The sequence below is a fragment of the Hymenobacter actinosclerus genome, assembly GCF_900111515.1.
Lineage (GTDB): Bacteria > Bacteroidota > Bacteroidia > Cytophagales > Hymenobacteraceae > Hymenobacter > Hymenobacter actinosclerus.
The window spans coordinates 913,175-930,917 of record NZ_FOHS01000002.1; the positions used below are offsets into that span (position 1 = coordinate 913,175).

The following is a 17,743-nucleotide window of genomic DNA, read 5'->3' on the forward strand; positions in this document are numbered from 1 at the left end:
ACCTCTGCGAGAAAACCCGTTGTTAGGTTCTGAACAACTCCCCCACCGCTGTACTTTTGGGTATATGAACGCCTTCCAGCCCACCCATCCCATTGCCTACGGCCGCCAGCACATCACCGCCGACGACGAGCAGGCCGTGCTGAGTGCCCTGCGCTCCGACTACCTCACGCAGGGGCCGCTGGTAGCCGAGTTTGAGGAGAAATTCGCGGCCTATGTGGGCGCCGACTACGCCGTGGCCGTGAGCAACGGCACGGCGGCCCTGCACCTGGCCGCGCTGGCGCTGGGCGTGCGGTCCGGCCAGCGCGTCATCACCACGCCCATCACCTTCGCCGCCTCGGCCAACTGCGTGCGCTACTGCGGCGGCGAGGTGCACTTTGCCGACATCGACCCGGCCACCGCGCTGCTTGACCTTATGGCCGTACGCCGGCTGCTCGAAAGCCACCCCAAAGGCCATTTCCACGGATTAATTCCGGTGGATTTCGCCGGTTTGCCGGTGAACCTGGAGCAGGCCCGCCAGCTCTGCGACGAGTTCGGCCTGTGGCTGCTCGAAGACGCGGCCCACGCCCCCGGCGGCTCGTTCGTGGACAGCCAGGGCCAGCCCCAGCACTGCGGCAACGGCCGGTTTGCCGATTTATCTATCTTCAGCTTCCACCCCGTTAAGCACATCGCTACCGGTGAGGGCGGCATGATTACCACCAACCGCCGCGACCTGTACGAGCACCTGCTGCGCCTGCGCACCCACGGCATCACCCGCGACCCTGCCCAGCTCAGCCGCCCCAACGAAGGCGGCTGGTACATGGAAATGCAGGAGCTGGGCTACAACTACCGTCTGCCCGACATGCTCTGCGCCCTGGGCATCAGCCAGCTCCAGCGCGCCGACGAGGGTCTGGCGCGCCGGCGGGAGCTGGCCGCCCGCTACGATGCCGCTTTTGCCGAAATGCCCGCCGTGTGCCCACTGGCCGGCGCGCCGGGCCACGCTTATCATTTGTATGTTATTCAGGTGGCCGACCGGCGCGGGCTGTACGATGCGTTGCGGGAAAAGCAGGTTTTCGCGCAGGTGCACTACATTCCGGTGCATCGCATGCCCTACTACCAGGGCCTGGGCTGGCTGGAAGGCGACTTCCCGAAGGCCGAAGCCTATTACGCCCACTGCCTCAGCATCCCGCTGTTTCCCAGCCTTACGGATGAGGAGCAGGCGTACGTAATCGACTGCATCCGGGAGTTCGTTTCCGAGCCGGAACTGTCGTGAAAAAGGTCGGCATCATCTCCCAGGCCCGCATGACCAGCACCCGGCTGCCGGGCAAAGTGCTGAAGCCGATTGGCGGCCGGCCGCTGCTGGCGTACCATACGGAACGCCTGCAAGCCAGCGGGCTAGACGTTTACCTGGCCATCACCACCAACGCCACCGACGACCCGCTGGCCGATTTCGCGGCGGCCCACGCTTTGCCCGTATCCCGCGGACCCGAAGACGACGTACTGGCCCGCTACCAGCGCTGCGCTGCTGCCCACGAACTGGACGTCATTGTGCGCGTAACCTCCGACTGCCCCCTGCTCGATGGCAGGCTGATTGCGCAGGCGGTGCAGGAGTATCTGGCGGCCGAAAACCCGCGCCTGTACCTGTCCAACGTGCTGGAACGCACCTACCCGCGGGGCTTCGATTTCGAGGTGTTTTCGCGGGAGCTGCTCGATGAGGCGGCCCGCCACGCCACCACCGCTGCCGATCGGGAGCACGTCACGCCCTACCTCCACCAGAACCGCTCGGGACGGGTACAGTTCGCCCACCTAACCCGCCCCACCGACCGCAGCGCCTACCGCCTGACGGTGGACACAGCCGAGGATTTCGAGTTGATTCGCCGGCTGATGGAGGAGTATCAGGCCGATATGTTAGGGGCGGATGAGTTGATTGCGTTGCTTGAGGAGCATCCGGAATTGGTGGCTATTAATGCGCATATTGAGCAGAAGAAATTGTAGACAAATGTATTATTTTTAAATATTGTCAGCCATGATAGCTATCGATAAAGAAGCATTTATCAAACACCTGCGTTTAACGCAGGAGTGTTGCCGATTGCAGATGCAGGGAAGTTCTAAAAGCAACGCAGAACTCTTCAGAAGTTATAATCCTTTCAACAAAGGCCTTAGACAATTCGAGTTTCAAACTAAGAACTTCGAGTTTGATGTAGCACCCGGTATCAATCATTTCATCTCAACAAAATGGGCTATTGACCCAACTGAGGATAAAACTATAATCGATACTTTATTTAAAGGCCAAATTCTATTTAAAGAAAGCCAACTATCGACTTTTAACGATAATTTATATTCAGGAAAAATCTTGATTTGCCAAGTGGATTCCATCATACCTGATGGGGCGTCCGAAGCTGAATCGTTGGGATTTATTGACCAATACGACATCTCGCCAATAGACACTTGGTTTTATATAGCTCATCATAAATACGGCAGGCTATTATTCGCCTGGATACCAGACAAATTTCTTCACGTTGCTAATGAAGCAATTGCAGTAAATATGCTTGACTGTATTGGTTGGTTTGATACAATGCTACCTGAAGAGTACGACTGGTTGAAGCCAGCACTCAGAAAGCTAATCAGCAATAACCTTGAATAGAATGCGCCTCCTCCTTCGCGCCGATGGAAACGCCCGCATTGGCTTGGGCCACGTGATGCGGCTGCTGGCGCTGGCCGAAATCCTGCGGCCCGATTTTCCGGAGCAGCTGTTCCTGATTCGGAAGCCCGATGCAGTTCTTACCGAGCAGCTCACGGCCGCCGGCCTGGCGGTGCAGGCGTTGCCGGCTCGCCCGCTGCCCGAGGAGGCGGCCTACCTCGCCGCCCACGTGCTGCGGCCCGACGATGTGCTGGTGCTCGACGGCTATGATTTCCGCTACGACTACCAGAACACCGTGCGCGGGGCCGTGCACCGCCTGGTGTACCTCGACGATTTGCACGCCTACCCGCTAGCCGCCGACCTGGTGCTCAACCCCGCCGGCGGCCTCACGCCCGCCGATTATGAGCTGCGCCAGCCGGGGGCCCGCCTGCTCAGCGGCCCGGCCTACGCGCCGTTGCGGGCCGCTTTTAAGAGCGAGCCGGCGACAGATGCGGCGGCAGAACCCAACCCGACCACCGTGTTCGTGTGCCTGGGCGGGGCCGACCCCACCCACCAGACCCACCGCGTGGCCACCGAACTGCTGGCGCTGCCGGGCGTGCAGCAGGTGCATGTGGTAGTAGGCGGGGCCTACCAGGGCTGGGAAGCCCTGCACGCCTGGGCCGCCGACCAACTTGGCCTCACGCTGCACCGCCAGCTGGGGGCCGAGCAGCTGGCGGCGCTGATGCGCCAGTGCGGCGCGGCCGTGTGCTCGGCCAGCACCGTGAGCTACGAATACTGCGCGGCCGGCGGCGGGCTGCTGCTGCTGCTGCCCACCGCTGCCAATCAGCAGGATATCAACCGGTTTTTGCTCAGCCAGAACCTGGCCCGGCCCTACACGGCGGCGGCCAACATCCTCACCTCGCCCGAGGCCAGCCGAATCGCGGCCGAAATGCAGGCCGCCCAGTGCCGGGTGTTCGACGGGCAGGCCCCCGTGCGCCTTCGTCAGGAGCTGCGGGCGCTGCTGCTGCCCCCGCCGCCCTTCGCCCTTCGCCCGGTAACGGCCGCCGACTCGGCCCAGCTGCTGACCTGGACCAACGAGCCGGCCGTGCGGCGCTTCTCCTTCAACCCCGAGCCCGTTGCCGAGGCCGACCACGAAGCCTGGCTGGCCGCCCGGCTGGCCGACGAAAACGCGCTGCTGCTGCTGGCCCAGGATGCGGCCACGGGCCGGTCGGCGGGTCTTATCCGGTTCGCGGTGGAGGATGAAACGGCCACGCTTAGCTACCTGCTCGATGCCGATTTCCGGGGCCGGGGGCTGGCGCCGCTGCTGCTGCTGGCCGGCACCCGGCGGCTGCTGGCGCAATTCCCGCAGGTGCGCCGGGTGCTGGGCCACGTGCAGGCCGCCAACGCCGCCTCAGTGCACGCTTTCGAGCGGGCCGGCTTTCAGCCGGAAGCCCCGGCTGAGGCAGCCGATTCGCTGACGTTTGCCTGGCTGGGGGCGAGCTAACGTTTCCACTATCTCTTTCTCCTCTTATTTGGATGACGACTACTATTTCTCCGCGCGATAATTCCCACCGGGCTTACCGGAGCCGCCTTCTGTTCAAGCTGACCATTGTTTTCAATGTGGCTAACCTGATGGCCAACGCCTTGTTTATGAGCCTACCCAATGATTATCCCCTGGAAGAGCCGTATGGTTTTGGGCAGTTGGTTATTCTGTTCCAGGCTGGGGTGGTGTTGCTACTAATTCTCGTGAATATTCTTACCATCGTGTTCTTTCTGCAATGGTTCCGGCGGGCTTATTACAACCTCTGGAAGATTGGCCGCCGTCCCGACCATACCGATGGCTGGGCGGTGGGTAGCTGGTTTATTCCGATTTTAAATTTGTCTCGGCCCTATTCCATCATGAAGGAAATCTGGTACGATACGGGCGCTACTCCTTCGGGGGCCACCGATTCGCGCACGGTGCTACGCTGGTGGTGGGTGGCGTATCTGGTGCATACATTCAGCAACTCGCTGGCCAATACGGTAATGAAAAAGGCCGAAACGATGCCGCAAATCCTGGCGGCCCTACCACTCAGTATGTTTTCCGATCTGGCCGATATTGCCTCGGCGGCGCTTAGTATTCTGGTCATCGGCTACGTGCATCAGGCCGAGCAGCGCTGGCAGCTTCGGGTACAGTTGCAGCGGCTGGGCGAGCCGGCCCAACAGCCGGAGCAGTTGCGGCCGACCGAGGAGGAATACTACGGCTAGCGCCAGGCTGCGTATTTTTGTAGCATGACCATCTCCTTTGGCTCCCGCCTCGTGGGCCCCGACCAGCCGCCGCTTATCATTGCCGAGCTCAGCGGCAACCACAACCAGGATTTGCAGCGCGGCCTGGCCATCGTGGATGCCATGGCCGCGGCCGGGGCCCACGCCATCAAGCTCCAGACCTACACCGCCGATACCATGACCCTGCCCGGGGCCTACCGCATCGACGACCCCGCCTCGCTCTGGTACGGCCGCGAGCTGCACGAGCTGTATCAGCAGGCCCACACGCCCTGGGAGTGGCACCAGCCGCTATTTGAGCGCGCCCGGCAGCACGGCATGCTGGCTTTCAGCTCGCCGTTTGACGAAACGGCCGTCGATTTTCTGGAAACCCTCGACGTGCCGGCCTATAAAATTGCCTCCTTCGAGAACACCGACTGGCCGCTGCTGCGCCGGGTAGCGGCCACCAGCAAACCCGTAATCATGAGTACCGGCGCCAGCACGTTGGCCGAAGTGGCCGAAGCCGTGCAGGTGCTGCGCGAGGCCGGCTGCCGCGAGCTGGTGCTGCTCAAGTGCACCAGCACCTACCCCGCCACGCCCCTCAATACCAACCTGCGCACCCTGCCCCACTTCCAGCAGCTCTTCCCCGACGCGCTGGTGGGCCTCTCCGACCACACCATGGGCGTGGGCGCCTCGGTAGCCGCCGTGGCGCTGGGCGCCTGCGTTATCGAAAAGCACGTAACCCTGCGCCGCGCCGACGGCGGGGTAGATTCGGCCTTTTCGCTGGAGCCCGCGGAAGTGGCCCAACTGGTAACCGAAACCGAGCGGGCCTGGCAGGCGCTGGGCCAGGTGCAGTACGGCGTGCAACGGGCCGAAGAGAAAAGCCGCCTCTACAAACGCTCCCTCTACGTAGCCCAGGATGTGGCCGCCGGCGAACTTTTCACCAAGGAAAACCTGCGCGTGGTGCGCCCCGGCGACGGCCTGCCCCCCCGCTACCTCGACCAGCTGCTCGGCAAGCCCGCCCGCCAGAGTCTGTCGGCCGGTACCCCGCTTACTTGGGAGGCTTTGTAGCCTGTATTCCACCACGGTTTAATGTCTCATTCTACGTCCCCTGAAGAATCGTCAGGCTCCCCCCTCTCCGGAGGAGAGGGGGGCCGGGGGGGTGAGGTAACCCGCCTGCGCGACATCCTCCAGCTGCGCTTCACTGACCTGTTCTCCTCGCTCCCAGCCCATACCCTGGAGCCGATTTCGCCGGCCAGCCCCTGGAAACGGCTGCTGAAGGTGCTGGGCTACGCAGGGCTGCGGCTGGTGGGCAACGTGTTCCAGAAGGTGCGCAACCCCGAGCAACTGGGCGGCAAAGTGTGGCTCTATGTGGTGAGCCAGAACAACTACGATGCGCTGCACTTCCTGCGCGAGGCCCTGCCCGACGCCGTGCTGGTGGCCGGCCAAAGCAAGCAGATTGGCCGCTACAACGGGCAGGTAAACCGCCTCTCGCTGCGGCGCAAGCTGCTGTACTATGGGCAGCTGCCGGGCGTGTACCGGGCCCTGCGGCGCACCGAGGGCAAGCGGGCCTGGCGGTTTTTCGATTTGATTTTCAACGCCATTGGCTACTACGAGGTGTACCGGCGGGACCTGCGCCACTACCGACCCCGGGCCGTGGTATTTGCCAACGACCACAACGACGATGCCCGCGCCCTGCTGCTGGCCTGCCGCGCCGAGGGCGTGCCCACGGCTTACGTGCAGCACGCCAGCGTCAGCACCAGCTTCCCCCCGCTGGGTTTCGATTTGAGTTTGCTCGAAGGCCAGGATGCGCTGGACAAGTACCGGCAGTGCGGCCCCGTGACGGGCCAGGTGCAGCTGGTAGGCATGCCCAAGGCTGACGCCTTTTTAGCCCGCCGCAACACCGCGCCCGCCGTGCGCCGGGTGGCCCTGGCCTGCAACACCCTCGACGACACCGCCGCCATTGCGGCCACCGTAGCCTACCTGCTGACTGAATTCCCCGACCTCACCTTCACCCTCCGCCCCCACCCCGGCGACACCCGCGACTTCTCGTTTTTGGCCACCCGGCACCCGGCGCTGCGCTTCTCCGATGCCCGGCAGGAAAGTGTGTTTGAGTTTCTGCTCGGACACGACGCGCTGATTGCCGCCGACACCAGCACCCACCTGGAAGCCACGCTGCTGAACCTGGCCAGCGTGTACTTCCGCTTCGGGACCCACGGCATTGCCGACGACTACTACGGCTACGTGGCCCAGGGCCTGATTGAGCGGGCCGATTCGTTGCCCGAGCTGGGCGCCTGGTTGCGCCGGATGCAGCTGGCCAAACCCCTTGATCTGTATCAGCGGGCCGCCTACTACAACGCTACCCTGGGCACCCCCGACGAGAGCCACAGCCAGCAACGGGCGGCGCGACTGCTTCAGGAGTGGCTGGCGGAAGTGGCCCCGGCGGCGCGGGGGTAGTTTCCCGCCGAGGTGCGCGGAGGTAATCCGCAGAGGTCCGCTGAGTTGTTCTGCTTTACTTTGCGGCATGTTACCCCCTCCGCTACCCGCTGTTGAACCCATTACCGCCGAGCTGCGGCTGACGTACGTGCTGCGGCATTTTCGGGAGGCTTACTACGAGATGCCGCTCGTCAGTATTGGCTACGCGGCTACGCGACCCCAGGTAGAAGTTACGGCCATTTGCCACGACTTTTTCGCGGGCACCACGCCATACCCCCAGCCGCCGGAGTGGCGCGAATGGGCCGGGCGGCGGCTGCCGTTTTTCTTTGACGATAAGCCGAACCGGCCGCTGCTGGAGTTGCTGCCCGAAGGCCGGGCCCGCCTCAACGCCGATGTGGTTTCGGCGGCTTTCTACCTACTGAGTGGTTGGCAGGAATTCTTCTCGGAGGAGCGCGACCAGCACGGGCGTTTTCCCTACGCGGCCAGCGTACAGGCCCGCTACGGCTTCGTGGCGGTGCCGGTCGTCAACTACTACTTCGATGTGCTGAAAACGGCCGTGGAGCACGTAGCGGGTCATCCATTGCACCCGCCTCGTTGGGCTGGCGGGGCCACCTGGGCCGCCTTCATCACCCACGACATCGACAACCTGTACAGCGCCTGGAAAGAGCCCACCAAAGCGGCTTTGCGGCGCGGCAACCTGCCCGAGTTTGGACGGCAGCTGTGGCGGCACTTCACCCGGCAAGATGCCTGGAACAACCTGGCACTGGTGCGGCAAACCGTGGCCGAATACGGGGCCAAAAGCACGTTCTTCTTCCTGCCCGAACACCGCAAAGCTACCAACGGCACGCCGAATGCGGATTACTCCCTTCAATCCGTTAAAGATTCTGTAGCGGCTCTGGCAGCAGCCGGAGCCGAAATTCAGCTGCACGCCAGCCTGGGCACGGCTACCGATGCCGCTCAGCTAGACCGCGAGGTAATAGCTCTGGCCCGGCTACCTGGAACTGAGCCGGGCATCCGGTTTCACTACCTGCAATGGGAGCCGCGGCTGACGCCTTTCGTAGTGGATGATTTGGCCTTTGAATACGATTCGACGCTGGGCTTTGCCGAGCACTACGGCTTCCGCAACTCCTACTGCCTGCCGTTTCAGCCCTTTGATTTCCGCACCGGCCAGGCCCATGATTTCCTCGAAATTCCGCTCAACGTGATGGACGCCACCCTGCATCACCCCCGCTACCTGCAACTGGCCCCCGACGAAATTCTGCCGGCCCTCACGCCCATGTTCCAGGAAATCGAGCGGTTCGGCGGCGTTTGCACGGTGCTCTGGCACAACGAGAACTTCGACCCAGCCAACCAGCGCAACGGTCCGGAGCAGTTCCGTACCATCCTGGAGTACCTTCGCGGCCGCAACGTGGCCTTCGTCAACGGCCAGGATGTTTGGGAGCAGTTGTACACAGAGCTAGGCTAAGCAGAGTTGAAGTATGGCTCCTGTTCGTCACAATCGGCAGAATTAGCACTGCGGTAGAGATGCTTCGGCTTCGCTCAGCATGACGTTCTGCTTTGCTTCGAACGTCAACTCACCATTTCACCACCTCACTATTTCACCGTTTGGGTATCGTTCAGCGGCAGGGGCTGCGCAACACCGTCATTTCGTATCTGGGGCTGGCGCTGGGCTTCGTGAGCACCACGCTGGTGCTGCCGCGGTTTTTCGAGCCCGGGCAGTTGGGCCTGACTACCACCCTGGCCTCGGTGGCGACGCTGCTGGCGCAGGTGGCCGCGTTTGGTTTTGCCAGCGTGGGCATCCGGTTTTTCCCCTACTTCCGCAACCCCGAAAACGGCCACCACGGCTTTCTGCCCTTCCTGCTGGGCGTACCGCTGCTGGGCTTCGTGGTGGTGGCGGCCCTGTTCTGGCTGGGCAAGCCGGCGGTGCTGGGCTTCTACGAGCAGGACGCCGCCGCCCTAGGGCCGTACTATGGCTGGGGAATCGTCTTCGCGCTGTTCACGCTGCTGTATTCACTGCTCGATGCCTACCTGAAGGCGCTCTACCACACGGCTTTTTCCTCGTTTTTGCAGGACATCGTGTTGCGGCTGCTGATTCTGGGCGGGGCGCTGCTGTTTGCGCAGGGGCTGCTCACGTTTCACGGCTACGTGCTCTGGTACGTGGGCGTAAACGGGCTGCTGGTGCTGGTGCTCACGGGGTATCTGCTGCGGATTGGCGAGCTGCACTGGCGGCCGCAACGGGCGGTGCTGACGGTGCGGCCGGTGCGGGAGCTGTTCAACATGGGCGCCTTCACGCTGTTCAGCTCGCTGGCGGGGTCCATTATCATGTACATCGACGCGCTGATGGTAGGCTCGCAGGTGAGCCTGGCGGCGGCCGGCATCTATGGTATTGCTTTCAACATCAGCACGGCGCTGGCTATTCCGGCCCGCTCGCTCAACAAAATCGCCTTCCCGCTGCTGGCTAATTACTGGAAAGAGCAAAACCTGGCCGGCATGGCCGATTTCTACCGCCGCACCACCCGCCTCAACGCGCTTATCGGCTGCCTGCTGGCCCTGGGCATCGGCCTCAACCTGCCGTTCATCTACTCGCTCATGCGGGCCGAATACGCCCAGGGCACGCTAGTGGTGCTGCTGCTGCTGGGCAGCCGGCTCTTCGACGGCATCACCGGCCTCAACGGCCTCATCCTGGTCACCTCGCCGCGCTACCGCTTCGATCTGGTGTTCAACGCCTCGCTTTCGCTGCTGATTGTGGGGCTGAACCTGCTGCTGATTCCACGCCTGGGCATGGTGGGCGCGGCCGTGGCGGCGGTGGCGGCCCAGGTCAGCATCAACCTGGCCCGCACCTGGTTTGTGTGGCGCAGCTTCGGCATGCAGCCCTTCACCTGGCAGATTCCGCTTATCCTGCTCATCACGGCCGCCGCCGGGCTGGCCGGCTGGCTGGTGCCCCCGCTGGCTTCGCCTTTACTCACAATGCTGCTGCGCTCCACCGTCATCACGGCCGTGTACGGCGGCCTCGCCCTGGCCACCGGCGCGGCCCCCGAGGCCGTGGTGCTGCTACGGAAGCTACAGCGGCGCTAGCTTTTAGGGTGTAGGTGGGCTGAAACTAGGCTATCAGGCACACTTGCCCAGGCGGCAGGCAGGGCCTGCCGGCTCACGCGCCACAGCAGCAGCGCCAGTACGGCTGCGGCTAGGGTCACCAAGCCGGCGTAGGCCCAGTTCGAGCCGAGTAGGCCGGGGAGCGTAGTGTGGCCTTTAGCCAATTCAGGCCGCCAAATCAGGACTCCGAAGTATACTACATTGTTGAGCGCGTGGATACCGATGCCCACCAGCAGCGAACCGGTGCGGTAACACAGCCAGCCCAGCAGCGACCCAAGAAAAAAGGCGTTCAGGCTTTGAGCCGGGTTGAAGTGGACGAGGCCAAAAAGCAGCGCCTGCTGCCCGATAGCCACCCAGGGCCGCCGCTGCCGCAGCAACCCCTGGAGCAGCAGGCCCCGAAACAGCACTTCTTCCAGCACCGGAATCACAAGGCCGCCGAGCAGCAACACCGCGGCCGGCTGCCGGGCCATGCGCTCAAACGAGGCCTGGAACCAGTTGGGCAGCTCCAGAAACTCTTGCAGCGAGAGCACCATGATAGCGGCCGCCGTCAGCAGTGGCAGGGCCGCGTACAGCCACCCCGGCGCCTGCCCCCGCACTTGCAACGGCATCATGCGCCGACCGTAGCGCCAGTACAGAAAGCCCAGCAGTACCAGGTTGCCCGCCACAATCAACACCAGGTTAGTGCTGGGCTCGTACCGCTCGTGGGGCAGGATAAAGGCCACCACCGCCAGCAACCCACCCATCACGACCAGCAGCATGAGTAGGTACCAGCCCACGAATCCCCAGCTTTCTTTCAGGGTTGGATAGGGTTGTACTGGCTGCCGCCGGGCCGCTGGCAAAGGAACGGGAACAACTGTTTCCATAACTGAATAAGGAAGGTAAAGTGCGCCTGAAAATTAGCTAGCGCCACTGGTTTATAGCCGGCAGCCAGATTCCCATCGGATATCCGCAGCATCCTGGGCTACAACTTAAAATCCGGCTCCTCCTTGCGGAAGTGCTTGAGCACGAGCTTATCGGCCAGACCGGGGAGCAGGCGGTTGAGCCAGACGGTAAGCTTGCCCTGGCTGGTCAGAACCAGGTCGCGGCGGCGCTGTTGCACGGCGCTCAGCAGGTGGCGGGCCACTTCCTCGCTGCTCATCATGGCCCCCTCGTCGCGGGGCGACTCGCCCTGGGCTTTGCCATCGGCGGCCAGGGCCACGTTGCGGATGTTGGAGGCCGTGAAGCCCGGGCAGGCCAGCAGCACGTGCACGCCCTGGGGCAGCAGCTCGGTACGCAAGGCCTCCAGGAAGCCGTGCATGGCGAATTTGGAAGCCGAATAGCCCGTGCGCCCCGGCAGCCCTCGGTACCCCGCAATGCTGCTGATGCCCACAATCGAGCCCTTAGACGCCGTAACGTAGGGCAGCGCGAACTTGGTGGCGTACAGGGTGCCGAAAAAGTTGGTCTGCATCAGCTGCCGAATTACGTCGAGGTCGGCATCCCGAAACAGGGCCCGCATGCTGATACCGGCGTTGTTAATCAGCACATCGAGCCCCCCAAACGCGGCCACCGTTTCAGCCACGGCGCGCGCCGAGTCGGCCTCCACGCCCACATCGGCCCGGATGGCCAGGTGCGCCACGCCCAGCGCCGCCAGCTCGGCGGCCGTTTCGGCCAGCCGCGCCTCGTTGCGGCCCGTGATGGCCACTTTGGCCCCCGCCCGGCCAAACTCCAGGGCCGTAGCCCGGCCAATACCCGAGGTGCCCCCCGTAATCAGCACTACTTTATCTCTCATGATCACGGATTAGCACGGATTTTAGCGGATTTCACGGATTTTGTAGCTGGCCTCGTTGGACGGCCGACTCAGCCGCAAAATTCACAAATTCCGGACTAATCAGCGCCCGGCTGCAAAATCCACGAAGTCAGCACCGCCAACGCCCGGCTACAAAATCCGTGAGATTAGGGCCGCCAACAGCCGGCTACAAAATCCACGAAATCCGTTAAAATCCGTGCTAATCCGTGATCTATCTTTGCAGGGTGAGAAAATCAGTGAAGAACATTCCGGCGGAGCTGCTCCGCGAAGTCGAGATTACCGACATGGTGGCCGAGGGCAAGTGCCTGGTGCGCCGCGAGAATCTGGTGATATTTGTAACCCAGGTGGCGCCCGGCGACGTGGTGGACCTGCGCGTGACCAAGGCCAAGAAGAACTTCCTGGAGGCCGTACCCACCCGGTTTCATAAGTACTCCGAGCTGCGCGTGACGCCGTTCTGCGAGCATTTCGGCACCTGCGGGGGCTGCAAGTGGCAGCATCTGGGCTACGACACCCAGCTGAAGTTCAAGCACCAGCAGGTGGCCGACACCTTGCAGCGCATCGGCAAGGTGGCGCTGCCCGACATCCTGCCCATCGCGCCCTCGCCCGACCAGACCTACTACCGCAACAAGCTCGAATTTACCTTCAGCCACAACGGCTGGCTGACCAACGAGCAGATTGCCAGCGGCCACGACTACGAGCGGCGCGTGCTGGGCTTCCACACGCCCGGCCGCTTCGATAAGATTCTGGACGTGCACCATTGCTGGCTCCAGCCCGACCCCAGCAACCAGATCCGGCTGGCCGTGCGCGACTACGCCCTGGAGCACGAACTGCCTTTCAATAACCTGGTAACCCAGGAGGGCTTCCTGCGCAACCTCATCATCCGCACGGCCAACACCGGCGATTTGATGGTGATTTTGCAGTGCTACTACGCCCACGAGGCGCTGGTGCCGCTACTCGATTTCCTGGCCGAGCGGTTCCCGCAAATCACCTCGCTCAACTACGTGCTCAACGACAAGGGCAACGAAACCTTCAACGACCTGGAGGTGGTGTGCTACAAGGGCGAGCCGCACATCCACGAGGAAATGGAGGGCCTGCGCTTCCGGGTGGGGCCGAAATCGTTCTACCAGACCAACTCGGAGGGCGCCTACAACCTCTACAAAATCACCCGCGACTTCGCCCGGCTCACCGGCTCGGAGTTGGTCTACGACCTCTACACCGGGGCCGGCACCATCGCCAACTTCGTGGCCCGCCAGGCCCGCCACGTGGTGGGCGTCGAGTACGTCGAGTCGGCGGTGCAGGACGCCTATATAAATTCCGAAATCAACGGCACGACCAACACCGAGTTCTACGCCGGCGACATGAAGGATGTGCTCAACGCCGAGTTCATCCAGCAGCACGGCCGCCCCGACGTCGTCATCACCGACCCGCCCCGCGCCGGCATGCACCCCGATGTAGTGGCCCGCCTGCTCGAAATGCGCGCCCCCCGCATCGTCTACGTCAGCTGCAACCCCGCCACCCAGGCCCGGGATTTGGAGCTACTGGACGCCGCGTATCAGGTGGTGCGCGTGCAGCCGGTAGATATGTTCCCGCACACCCACCACGTGGAAAATGTGGTATTGCTGGAGTTGCGGCAGGAATTGTAGTGGCTGACTGCCTGGCCAGGCAGTCAGTTCTGCGCTTTTTTTACAGCTTGCCAAAATTCTACACTTCTTCCCTTCATGCGCAGAATTACCTACCTGGATAGTGTGCGCGGCTTGGCCGCATTTGCCGTGCTGGTGTACCATTTTATCGGCTGGCGCTGGGCCGAAACGCTGGAGTATAAGTTAGGGGCCATGCTGTTTAATGGCAGCGATGCAGTATCGCTGTTTTTTGTGTTGAGCGGGCTGGTTTTATCCTGGAAATATTTTCATCCCGATGAGTCGGCACCCATTACCGGCGAAACCTACCGGGCTTATATCGTAAACCGGATCGTGCGGCTGTACGTGCCGTTTCTGGCGGCGCTAAGCATTTACTACCTGTATAATCACCGCCACGAGCCACTGGGCCTAATTGCATCCGACCTGTTCACCAATACGCACCACTGGGTGGAAGAGGCGCTACTGATTCGGGGTAAGCACGATAACTACATCCCGGCCTGGACGCTGGAAGCCGAAATGGCAGGGTCGGTTTTCGTGCCCTTCCTGGTTTTGTTGCTGCGCTACAGTCGCCAGCTGTTTGTTGCCCTCATGCTAGGTATCCTGGTATTGGGGTCGGCATTCGTATTCGGGATTATCCAGCACTTTTGCCTGGGCATGCTGCTGGCGTACTTTTTCAAAAAAATTGAAGCGTACGACACGCGCCAAACATGGTGGTACCGCTACCGGTTTGGGCTGTATGCGCTGGTGCTGGTGCTGTTCTCTATTCGGCACATAACCCGCATTTTCCCCATCGGCGAAATTGGTAATTACTGGTTAGGGCTGCTCCGCCTCGACTTGTTTCATATTACCGGGGTGGCCTCATTCCTGATGCTCGCCTATCTTATTAACAGTCCCCGCCTCCAGCATTTTTTCACCAGCCGGGTATTTCTGTTTCTTGGGCGTATTTCGTACAGTCTGTACCTGGTGCACTGGTTTTTCGTGGTGTACGTTATGGAACACTGGGATAAGCTGGCTGAAAAATTAGGGACCAATCCCACGCAAACCTTCTGGATTTTGCTGGCTGGTACCGTAACCGCTACGCTGGCAGGCGCTACCGCGTTCAATATCCTCATCGAGCGCCCCGCCATCCGCTGGGGCCGCCGGGTTTCCGATAGATTCACCCCCGTTTCTGTTTCAGTGCCTCACGCCTCGTTGCAGCAATAAGCCAACTTCGGTCCGCAACGTGGAGCAGCTGGCCAGGGCGTACCAGGTAGTGTGGGTGCAGCCGGTGGATATGTTCCTGCACGCCCAACACGTGGAAAACGTAGTGCTGCTGGAGTTGCGGTAGTATCAGAACTCAACACTATGATTTACAGAGCAATACTCCCCTTGGTGATAATAAATTACTATGTGTATAGCTTTTACCAGAGGTGGTACAGTGACCCAGTTGCCCATGCGGTTCAGGTAACAGCACTTCTTTTCTTTATAAATATCGTTATGGTACTCTCTATCGTGGGCAGTACGCCTTTACTAGTCCCTAATGGCAACTATTATACTTACACTTTTCCATTGTTATTCATGTTAATTATTCTTAATTATTTTCTAATCTATAGAAAGGATAAACATCACCATTATTTCTCCACTATTTCTCACGGTACAGCAAAACAAATAGCACAACGAATCGTATTTTTCGCTTGCTATTTTTCCATTACTATCATTCCTGTAGCTCTACTACTATTTGATAAACTCACCGAGAATTGATTTCATGGACTACACCAACGACCCCGAACTGAATGGCAAATACCTCGGCACCATCACCCAGATTATTACATAGGTTCAGTTGGTGGGTATGTTCCTGCACACTTACCACATGGAGAATGTGCTATTGAAGTTACATTACCTCTTATGGCTATGAGAAACTATACATTAGCAGCCATTTATGCTTCGACGGCGGGCTGGCTTGTTGCTACAGCTGTATACGCCGCTGGCCACTTTTTTCTACGCGAAAGCCAAACTTTAGAAGCTATACAAATACTTACACCAATTACCTTGGTGATTTCCGCCTTGGCCAATATCTTTCTAGTTCAACTGCCTCGGTATTTTGTCAAGAAAGCCTTCTTCAAATTTGGTAGACTTGGCTTTGCTCTAATCTATTCTTTATGCGCATATGTTGTTTTTAGTCTACTCTTCGGCAGGAGTTTTGGACTAAATCCAATTGAGCAATTAACTTATCTTAATGCTGCTACTAATGGCTTTGTGCTTGGCTGGGTTTTCTACACTCTCTGGAAACCTGAACTGATTTAACCACCCATGGATTACACCAACGACCCCGAACTGAACGGCAAATACCTCGGCACCATCACCAAGGATTTCGCCACCGTTTCCGATACGCTCAGCGAAGCCTCCTCGCAAATCCGCAAGCGCGACATTTCCAAGTACCCCATCTTCGTGTTTGCCCGCCAGGAAGTGCCGCTGGGCGGCCTGCTCGTGAATGCCGACGAGCTGAACCTGGAGTGGCACGTTTTCGCCAGCTACCTGGAGCTGTTCGTGCAGCAGGGCATCATCAGCGAGGCCGGCATCGAGGCCTTCCAGCAAACCTACCGCGAGCCGAACGAGTACTGCTGCCTGTTCGTGCTCGACGAAGAGTTCACCAACTTCGTGTACATCCCTTATCCGGAAGACTAGATCACAGATGTTGCAGATAAAAAGGATAACGCAGATTCGTTCTAACTGAAAATTAACAGCTTTCACTAGAACGAATCTGCGGCATCCCTTTTATCTGCACCATCTGTGATTAAAAGTGGCTGAACCCTTGGGCCCGCAACGGCACGGGCTGGCCGGCTTTGGTGATGAGGTTGGCGCCTTCGTTCTTCTCGACCATGTGGCCGATGATGGTGATGTCGGGGTGGTTTTTGAGCTTGGCGTGGTCGGCGAGCGGGACGGTGAACAGCAGCTCGTAGTCTTCGCCGCCGTTGAGCATGCACATGATGGGGTCGAGGTTGAACTCGTTGGCCACTTCGAGGGTGGGGTTGGCGATGGGCAGGTTTTCGGTGAAGATGCGGGCGCCGGTGCCGCTGGCCTGGCACAGGTGCAGCACTTCGGAGGCCAGCCCGTCCGATACGTCAATCATGCTGGTGGGCACCACGCCCAATTCGCGCAGCTCGTGGATGACGTCCATGCGGGCCTCGGGGCGCAGCTGGCGCTGGAGCACGTAGGGATATTTGCTTAGCTCGGGCTGGGATTCGGGGTCGGCCTGCCAGACCTGCTTTTCGCGCTCCAGCACCTGCAGGCCCAGGTAAGCGCCGCCCAGGTCGCCGGTGACGCACAGCAAATCGTTGGGGCCGGCCCCGCTGCGGCGCACGGCCTGGCCGGCGGTTACCTGGCCCAGGGCCGTAACGCTGATGGTGAGGCCGGCACGGCTGCCGGTGGTGTCGCCGCCCACCAAATCAACGTTGTAGGCCTCGCAGGCCAGCTTTACGCCCTCGAACAGCTCCTCCACGGCTTCTACTGTAAAGCGTGGCGGAATGCTCACTGCCACTACAATCTGGGTGGGCAGCGCGTTCATGGCGGCAATATCCGACACGTTGACGGCCACGGCCTTGTAGCCCAGGTGCTTGAGCGGGCAGAAGGTAAGGTCGAAGTGGATGCCTTCGACCAACAAGTCGGTGCTGATGACCAGCTCCTGCCCGGCGGGCGGGGCCAGAATGGCGGCATCGTCGCCGATGCCCAGGATGGTGCTGGGCTGGGTGAGTTCTACGGTTTGCTGGATGCGGCCAATCAGGCCGAACTCGCCGAGTTTGTCGAGGGATGTCATAAATCGCTGATTTTCGCTGATTAATCGTGATTTCGCTGATTCGGGCGGCGCGGGGTGGCCCTTCGGCGCTAAGGCAAAGGTACGCGGTGAGGGCAAGTGCGCTGGGTACCGTTGGGAGCGGGAGTTCAAAACCCTGACTGCTTGGCGGATAGTTCGGGGGT

At 60.8% G+C, this 17,743-nt stretch carries 16 protein-coding genes; 13 read left to right on the forward strand and 3 right to left on the reverse strand.

The annotated features are described in order from the left end of the window. The first annotated feature begins 64 nt into the window (after nt 1–64). From pseC to BMY67_RS10225, 9 genes are all read left to right on the forward strand, one after another. Entirely contained in the window at nt 65–1,249 is a 1,185-nt protein-coding gene (gene pseC / locus BMY67_RS10185; RefSeq protein ID WP_092771069.1) for a UDP-4-amino-4,6-dideoxy-N-acetyl-beta-L-altrosamine transaminase, read from the forward strand. Then, entirely contained in the window at nt 1,246–1,971 is a 726-nt protein-coding gene (locus tag BMY67_RS10190) for a cytidylyltransferase domain-containing protein (protein WP_092771071.1), read from the forward strand. Before pseC ends, BMY67_RS10190 begins: the two co-directional genes overlap by 4 nt. A 31-nt stretch (nt 1,972–2,002) precedes the next feature. Continuing rightward, on the forward strand, nt 2,003–2,620 hold the full coding sequence (locus tag BMY67_RS10195; RefSeq protein WP_092771073.1) for a hypothetical protein: 618 nt from the start codon (nt 2,003–2,005) through the stop codon (nt 2,618–2,620). Nucleotide 2,621: 1 nt separating this feature from the next. Next, on the forward strand, nt 2,622–4,100 hold the full coding sequence (pseG, locus tag BMY67_RS10200; RefSeq protein ID WP_092771075.1) for a UDP-2,4-diacetamido-2,4,6-trideoxy-beta-L-altropyranose hydrolase: 1,479 nt from the start codon (nt 2,622–2,624) through the stop codon (nt 4,098–4,100). 146 nt (nt 4,101–4,246) lie between these two features. Further along, nucleotides 4,247–4,843, forward strand: coding sequence for a DUF4328 domain-containing protein (locus BMY67_RS10205; RefSeq protein ID WP_177189776.1), 597 nt, complete (start codon nt 4,247–4,249; stop codon nt 4,841–4,843). Nucleotides 4,844–4,867: 24 nt separating this feature from the next. Then, on the forward strand, nt 4,868–5,908 hold the full coding sequence (gene pseI, locus BMY67_RS10210; RefSeq protein ID WP_092771079.1) for a pseudaminic acid synthase: 1,041 nt from the start codon (nt 4,868–4,870) through the stop codon (nt 5,906–5,908). Between the two features lie 21 nt (nt 5,909–5,929). Further along, entirely contained in the window at nt 5,930–7,294 is a 1,365-nt protein-coding gene (locus tag BMY67_RS10215) for a glycosyltransferase family protein (protein WP_245744985.1), read from the forward strand. 67 nt (nt 7,295–7,361) lie between these two features. Beyond that, complete coding sequence (locus BMY67_RS10220) at nt 7,362–8,738, forward strand: DUF7033 domain-containing protein (protein WP_092771081.1); 1,377 nt, start codon at nt 7,362–7,364, stop codon at nt 8,736–8,738. A 140-nt stretch (nt 8,739–8,878) separates the two neighbouring features. Then, entirely contained in the window at nt 8,879–10,348 is a 1,470-nt protein-coding gene (locus BMY67_RS10225; protein WP_177189777.1) for a lipopolysaccharide biosynthesis protein, read from the forward strand. On the opposite strand, the gene BMY67_RS10230 is transcribed toward BMY67_RS10225, so the two are convergent. Next, the gene (locus BMY67_RS10230; protein ID WP_092771086.1) at nt 10,345–11,229 is read right to left on the reverse strand and encodes a CPBP family intramembrane glutamic endopeptidase; all 885 of its coding nucleotides are present in this window, start codon (nt 11,227–11,229) and stop codon (nt 10,345–10,347) included. The genes BMY67_RS10225 and BMY67_RS10230 overlap by 4 nt on opposite strands. A gap of 98 nt (nt 11,230–11,327) precedes the next feature. Beyond that, nucleotides 11,328–12,134 carry an SDR family oxidoreductase gene (locus BMY67_RS10235; RefSeq protein ID WP_177189778.1) on the reverse strand — a complete coding sequence of 269 codons (807 nt, stop codon included), beginning with the start codon at nt 12,132–12,134 and terminating at the stop codon, nt 11,328–11,330. Nucleotides 12,135–12,376: 242 nt separating this feature from the next. Here BMY67_RS10235 and rlmD point away from each other — a divergent pair, with 242 nt between their 5' ends. From rlmD to BMY67_RS10250, 4 genes are all read left to right on the forward strand, one after another. After that, a complete protein-coding gene (gene rlmD, locus BMY67_RS10240; protein ID WP_177189779.1) occupies nt 12,377–13,795 on the forward strand; it encodes a 23S rRNA (uracil(1939)-C(5))-methyltransferase RlmD in 1,419 nt (472 codons plus the stop codon). A gap of 75 nt (nt 13,796–13,870) precedes the next feature. Continuing rightward, a complete protein-coding gene (locus tag BMY67_RS10245; protein WP_092771090.1) occupies nt 13,871–14,992 on the forward strand; it encodes an acyltransferase family protein in 1,122 nt (373 codons plus the stop codon). A 687-nt stretch (nt 14,993–15,679) separates the two neighbouring features. After that, on the forward strand, nt 15,680–16,072 hold the full coding sequence (locus BMY67_RS18950; protein ID WP_143069775.1) for a hypothetical protein: 393 nt from the start codon (nt 15,680–15,682) through the stop codon (nt 16,070–16,072). A 6-nt stretch (nt 16,073–16,078) separates the two neighbouring features. Next, nucleotides 16,079–16,453, forward strand: a complete 375-nt coding sequence (locus BMY67_RS10250) for a hypothetical protein (RefSeq protein WP_092771092.1) — start codon at nt 16,079–16,081, stop codon at nt 16,451–16,453. A gap of 109 nt (nt 16,454–16,562) precedes the next feature. Here BMY67_RS10250 and thiL read toward each other — a convergent pair whose 3' ends face one another. Then, nucleotides 16,563–17,582 carry a thiamine-phosphate kinase gene (thiL, locus tag BMY67_RS10255; protein WP_092771094.1) on the reverse strand — a complete coding sequence of 340 codons (1,020 nt, stop codon included), beginning with the start codon at nt 17,580–17,582 and terminating at the stop codon, nt 16,563–16,565. Nucleotides 17,583–17,743 lie beyond the last annotated feature (161 nt).

Coding starts and splice junctions, on each gene's coding strand:
- BMY67_RS10250 (WP_092771092.1), top strand. CDS start 16,079: ATGGATTACACCAACGACCCCGAACTGAACGGCAAATACCTCGGCACC.
- BMY67_RS10230 (WP_092771086.1), bottom strand. CDS start 11,229: ATGGAAACAGTTGTTCCCGTTCCTTTGCCAGCGGCCCGGCGGCAGCCA.
- BMY67_RS10215 (WP_245744985.1), top strand. CDS start 5,930: ATGTCTCATTCTACGTCCCCTGAAGAATCGTCAGGCTCCCCCCTCTCC.
- BMY67_RS10220 (WP_092771081.1), top strand. CDS start 7,362: ATGTTACCCCCTCCGCTACCCGCTGTTGAACCCATTACCGCCGAGCTG.
- BMY67_RS18950 (WP_143069775.1), top strand. CDS start 15,680: ATGAGAAACTATACATTAGCAGCCATTTATGCTTCGACGGCGGGCTGG.
- BMY67_RS10235 (WP_177189778.1), bottom strand. CDS start 12,134: ATGAGAGATAAAGTAGTGCTGATTACGGGGGGCACCTCGGGTATTGGC.
- thiL (WP_092771094.1), bottom strand. CDS start 17,582: ATGACATCCCTCGACAAACTCGGCGAGTTCGGCCTGATTGGCCGCATC.
- pseI (WP_092771079.1), top strand. CDS start 4,868: ATGACCATCTCCTTTGGCTCCCGCCTCGTGGGCCCCGACCAGCCGCCG.
- BMY67_RS10245 (WP_092771090.1), top strand. CDS start 13,871: ATGCGCAGAATTACCTACCTGGATAGTGTGCGCGGCTTGGCCGCATTT.
- pseC (WP_092771069.1), top strand. CDS start 65: ATGAACGCCTTCCAGCCCACCCATCCCATTGCCTACGGCCGCCAGCAC.
- BMY67_RS10195 (WP_092771073.1), top strand. CDS start 2,003: ATGATAGCTATCGATAAAGAAGCATTTATCAAACACCTGCGTTTAACG.
- pseG (WP_092771075.1), top strand. CDS start 2,622: ATGCGCCTCCTCCTTCGCGCCGATGGAAACGCCCGCATTGGCTTGGGC.
- BMY67_RS10205 (WP_177189776.1), top strand. CDS start 4,247: ATGAGCCTACCCAATGATTATCCCCTGGAAGAGCCGTATGGTTTTGGG.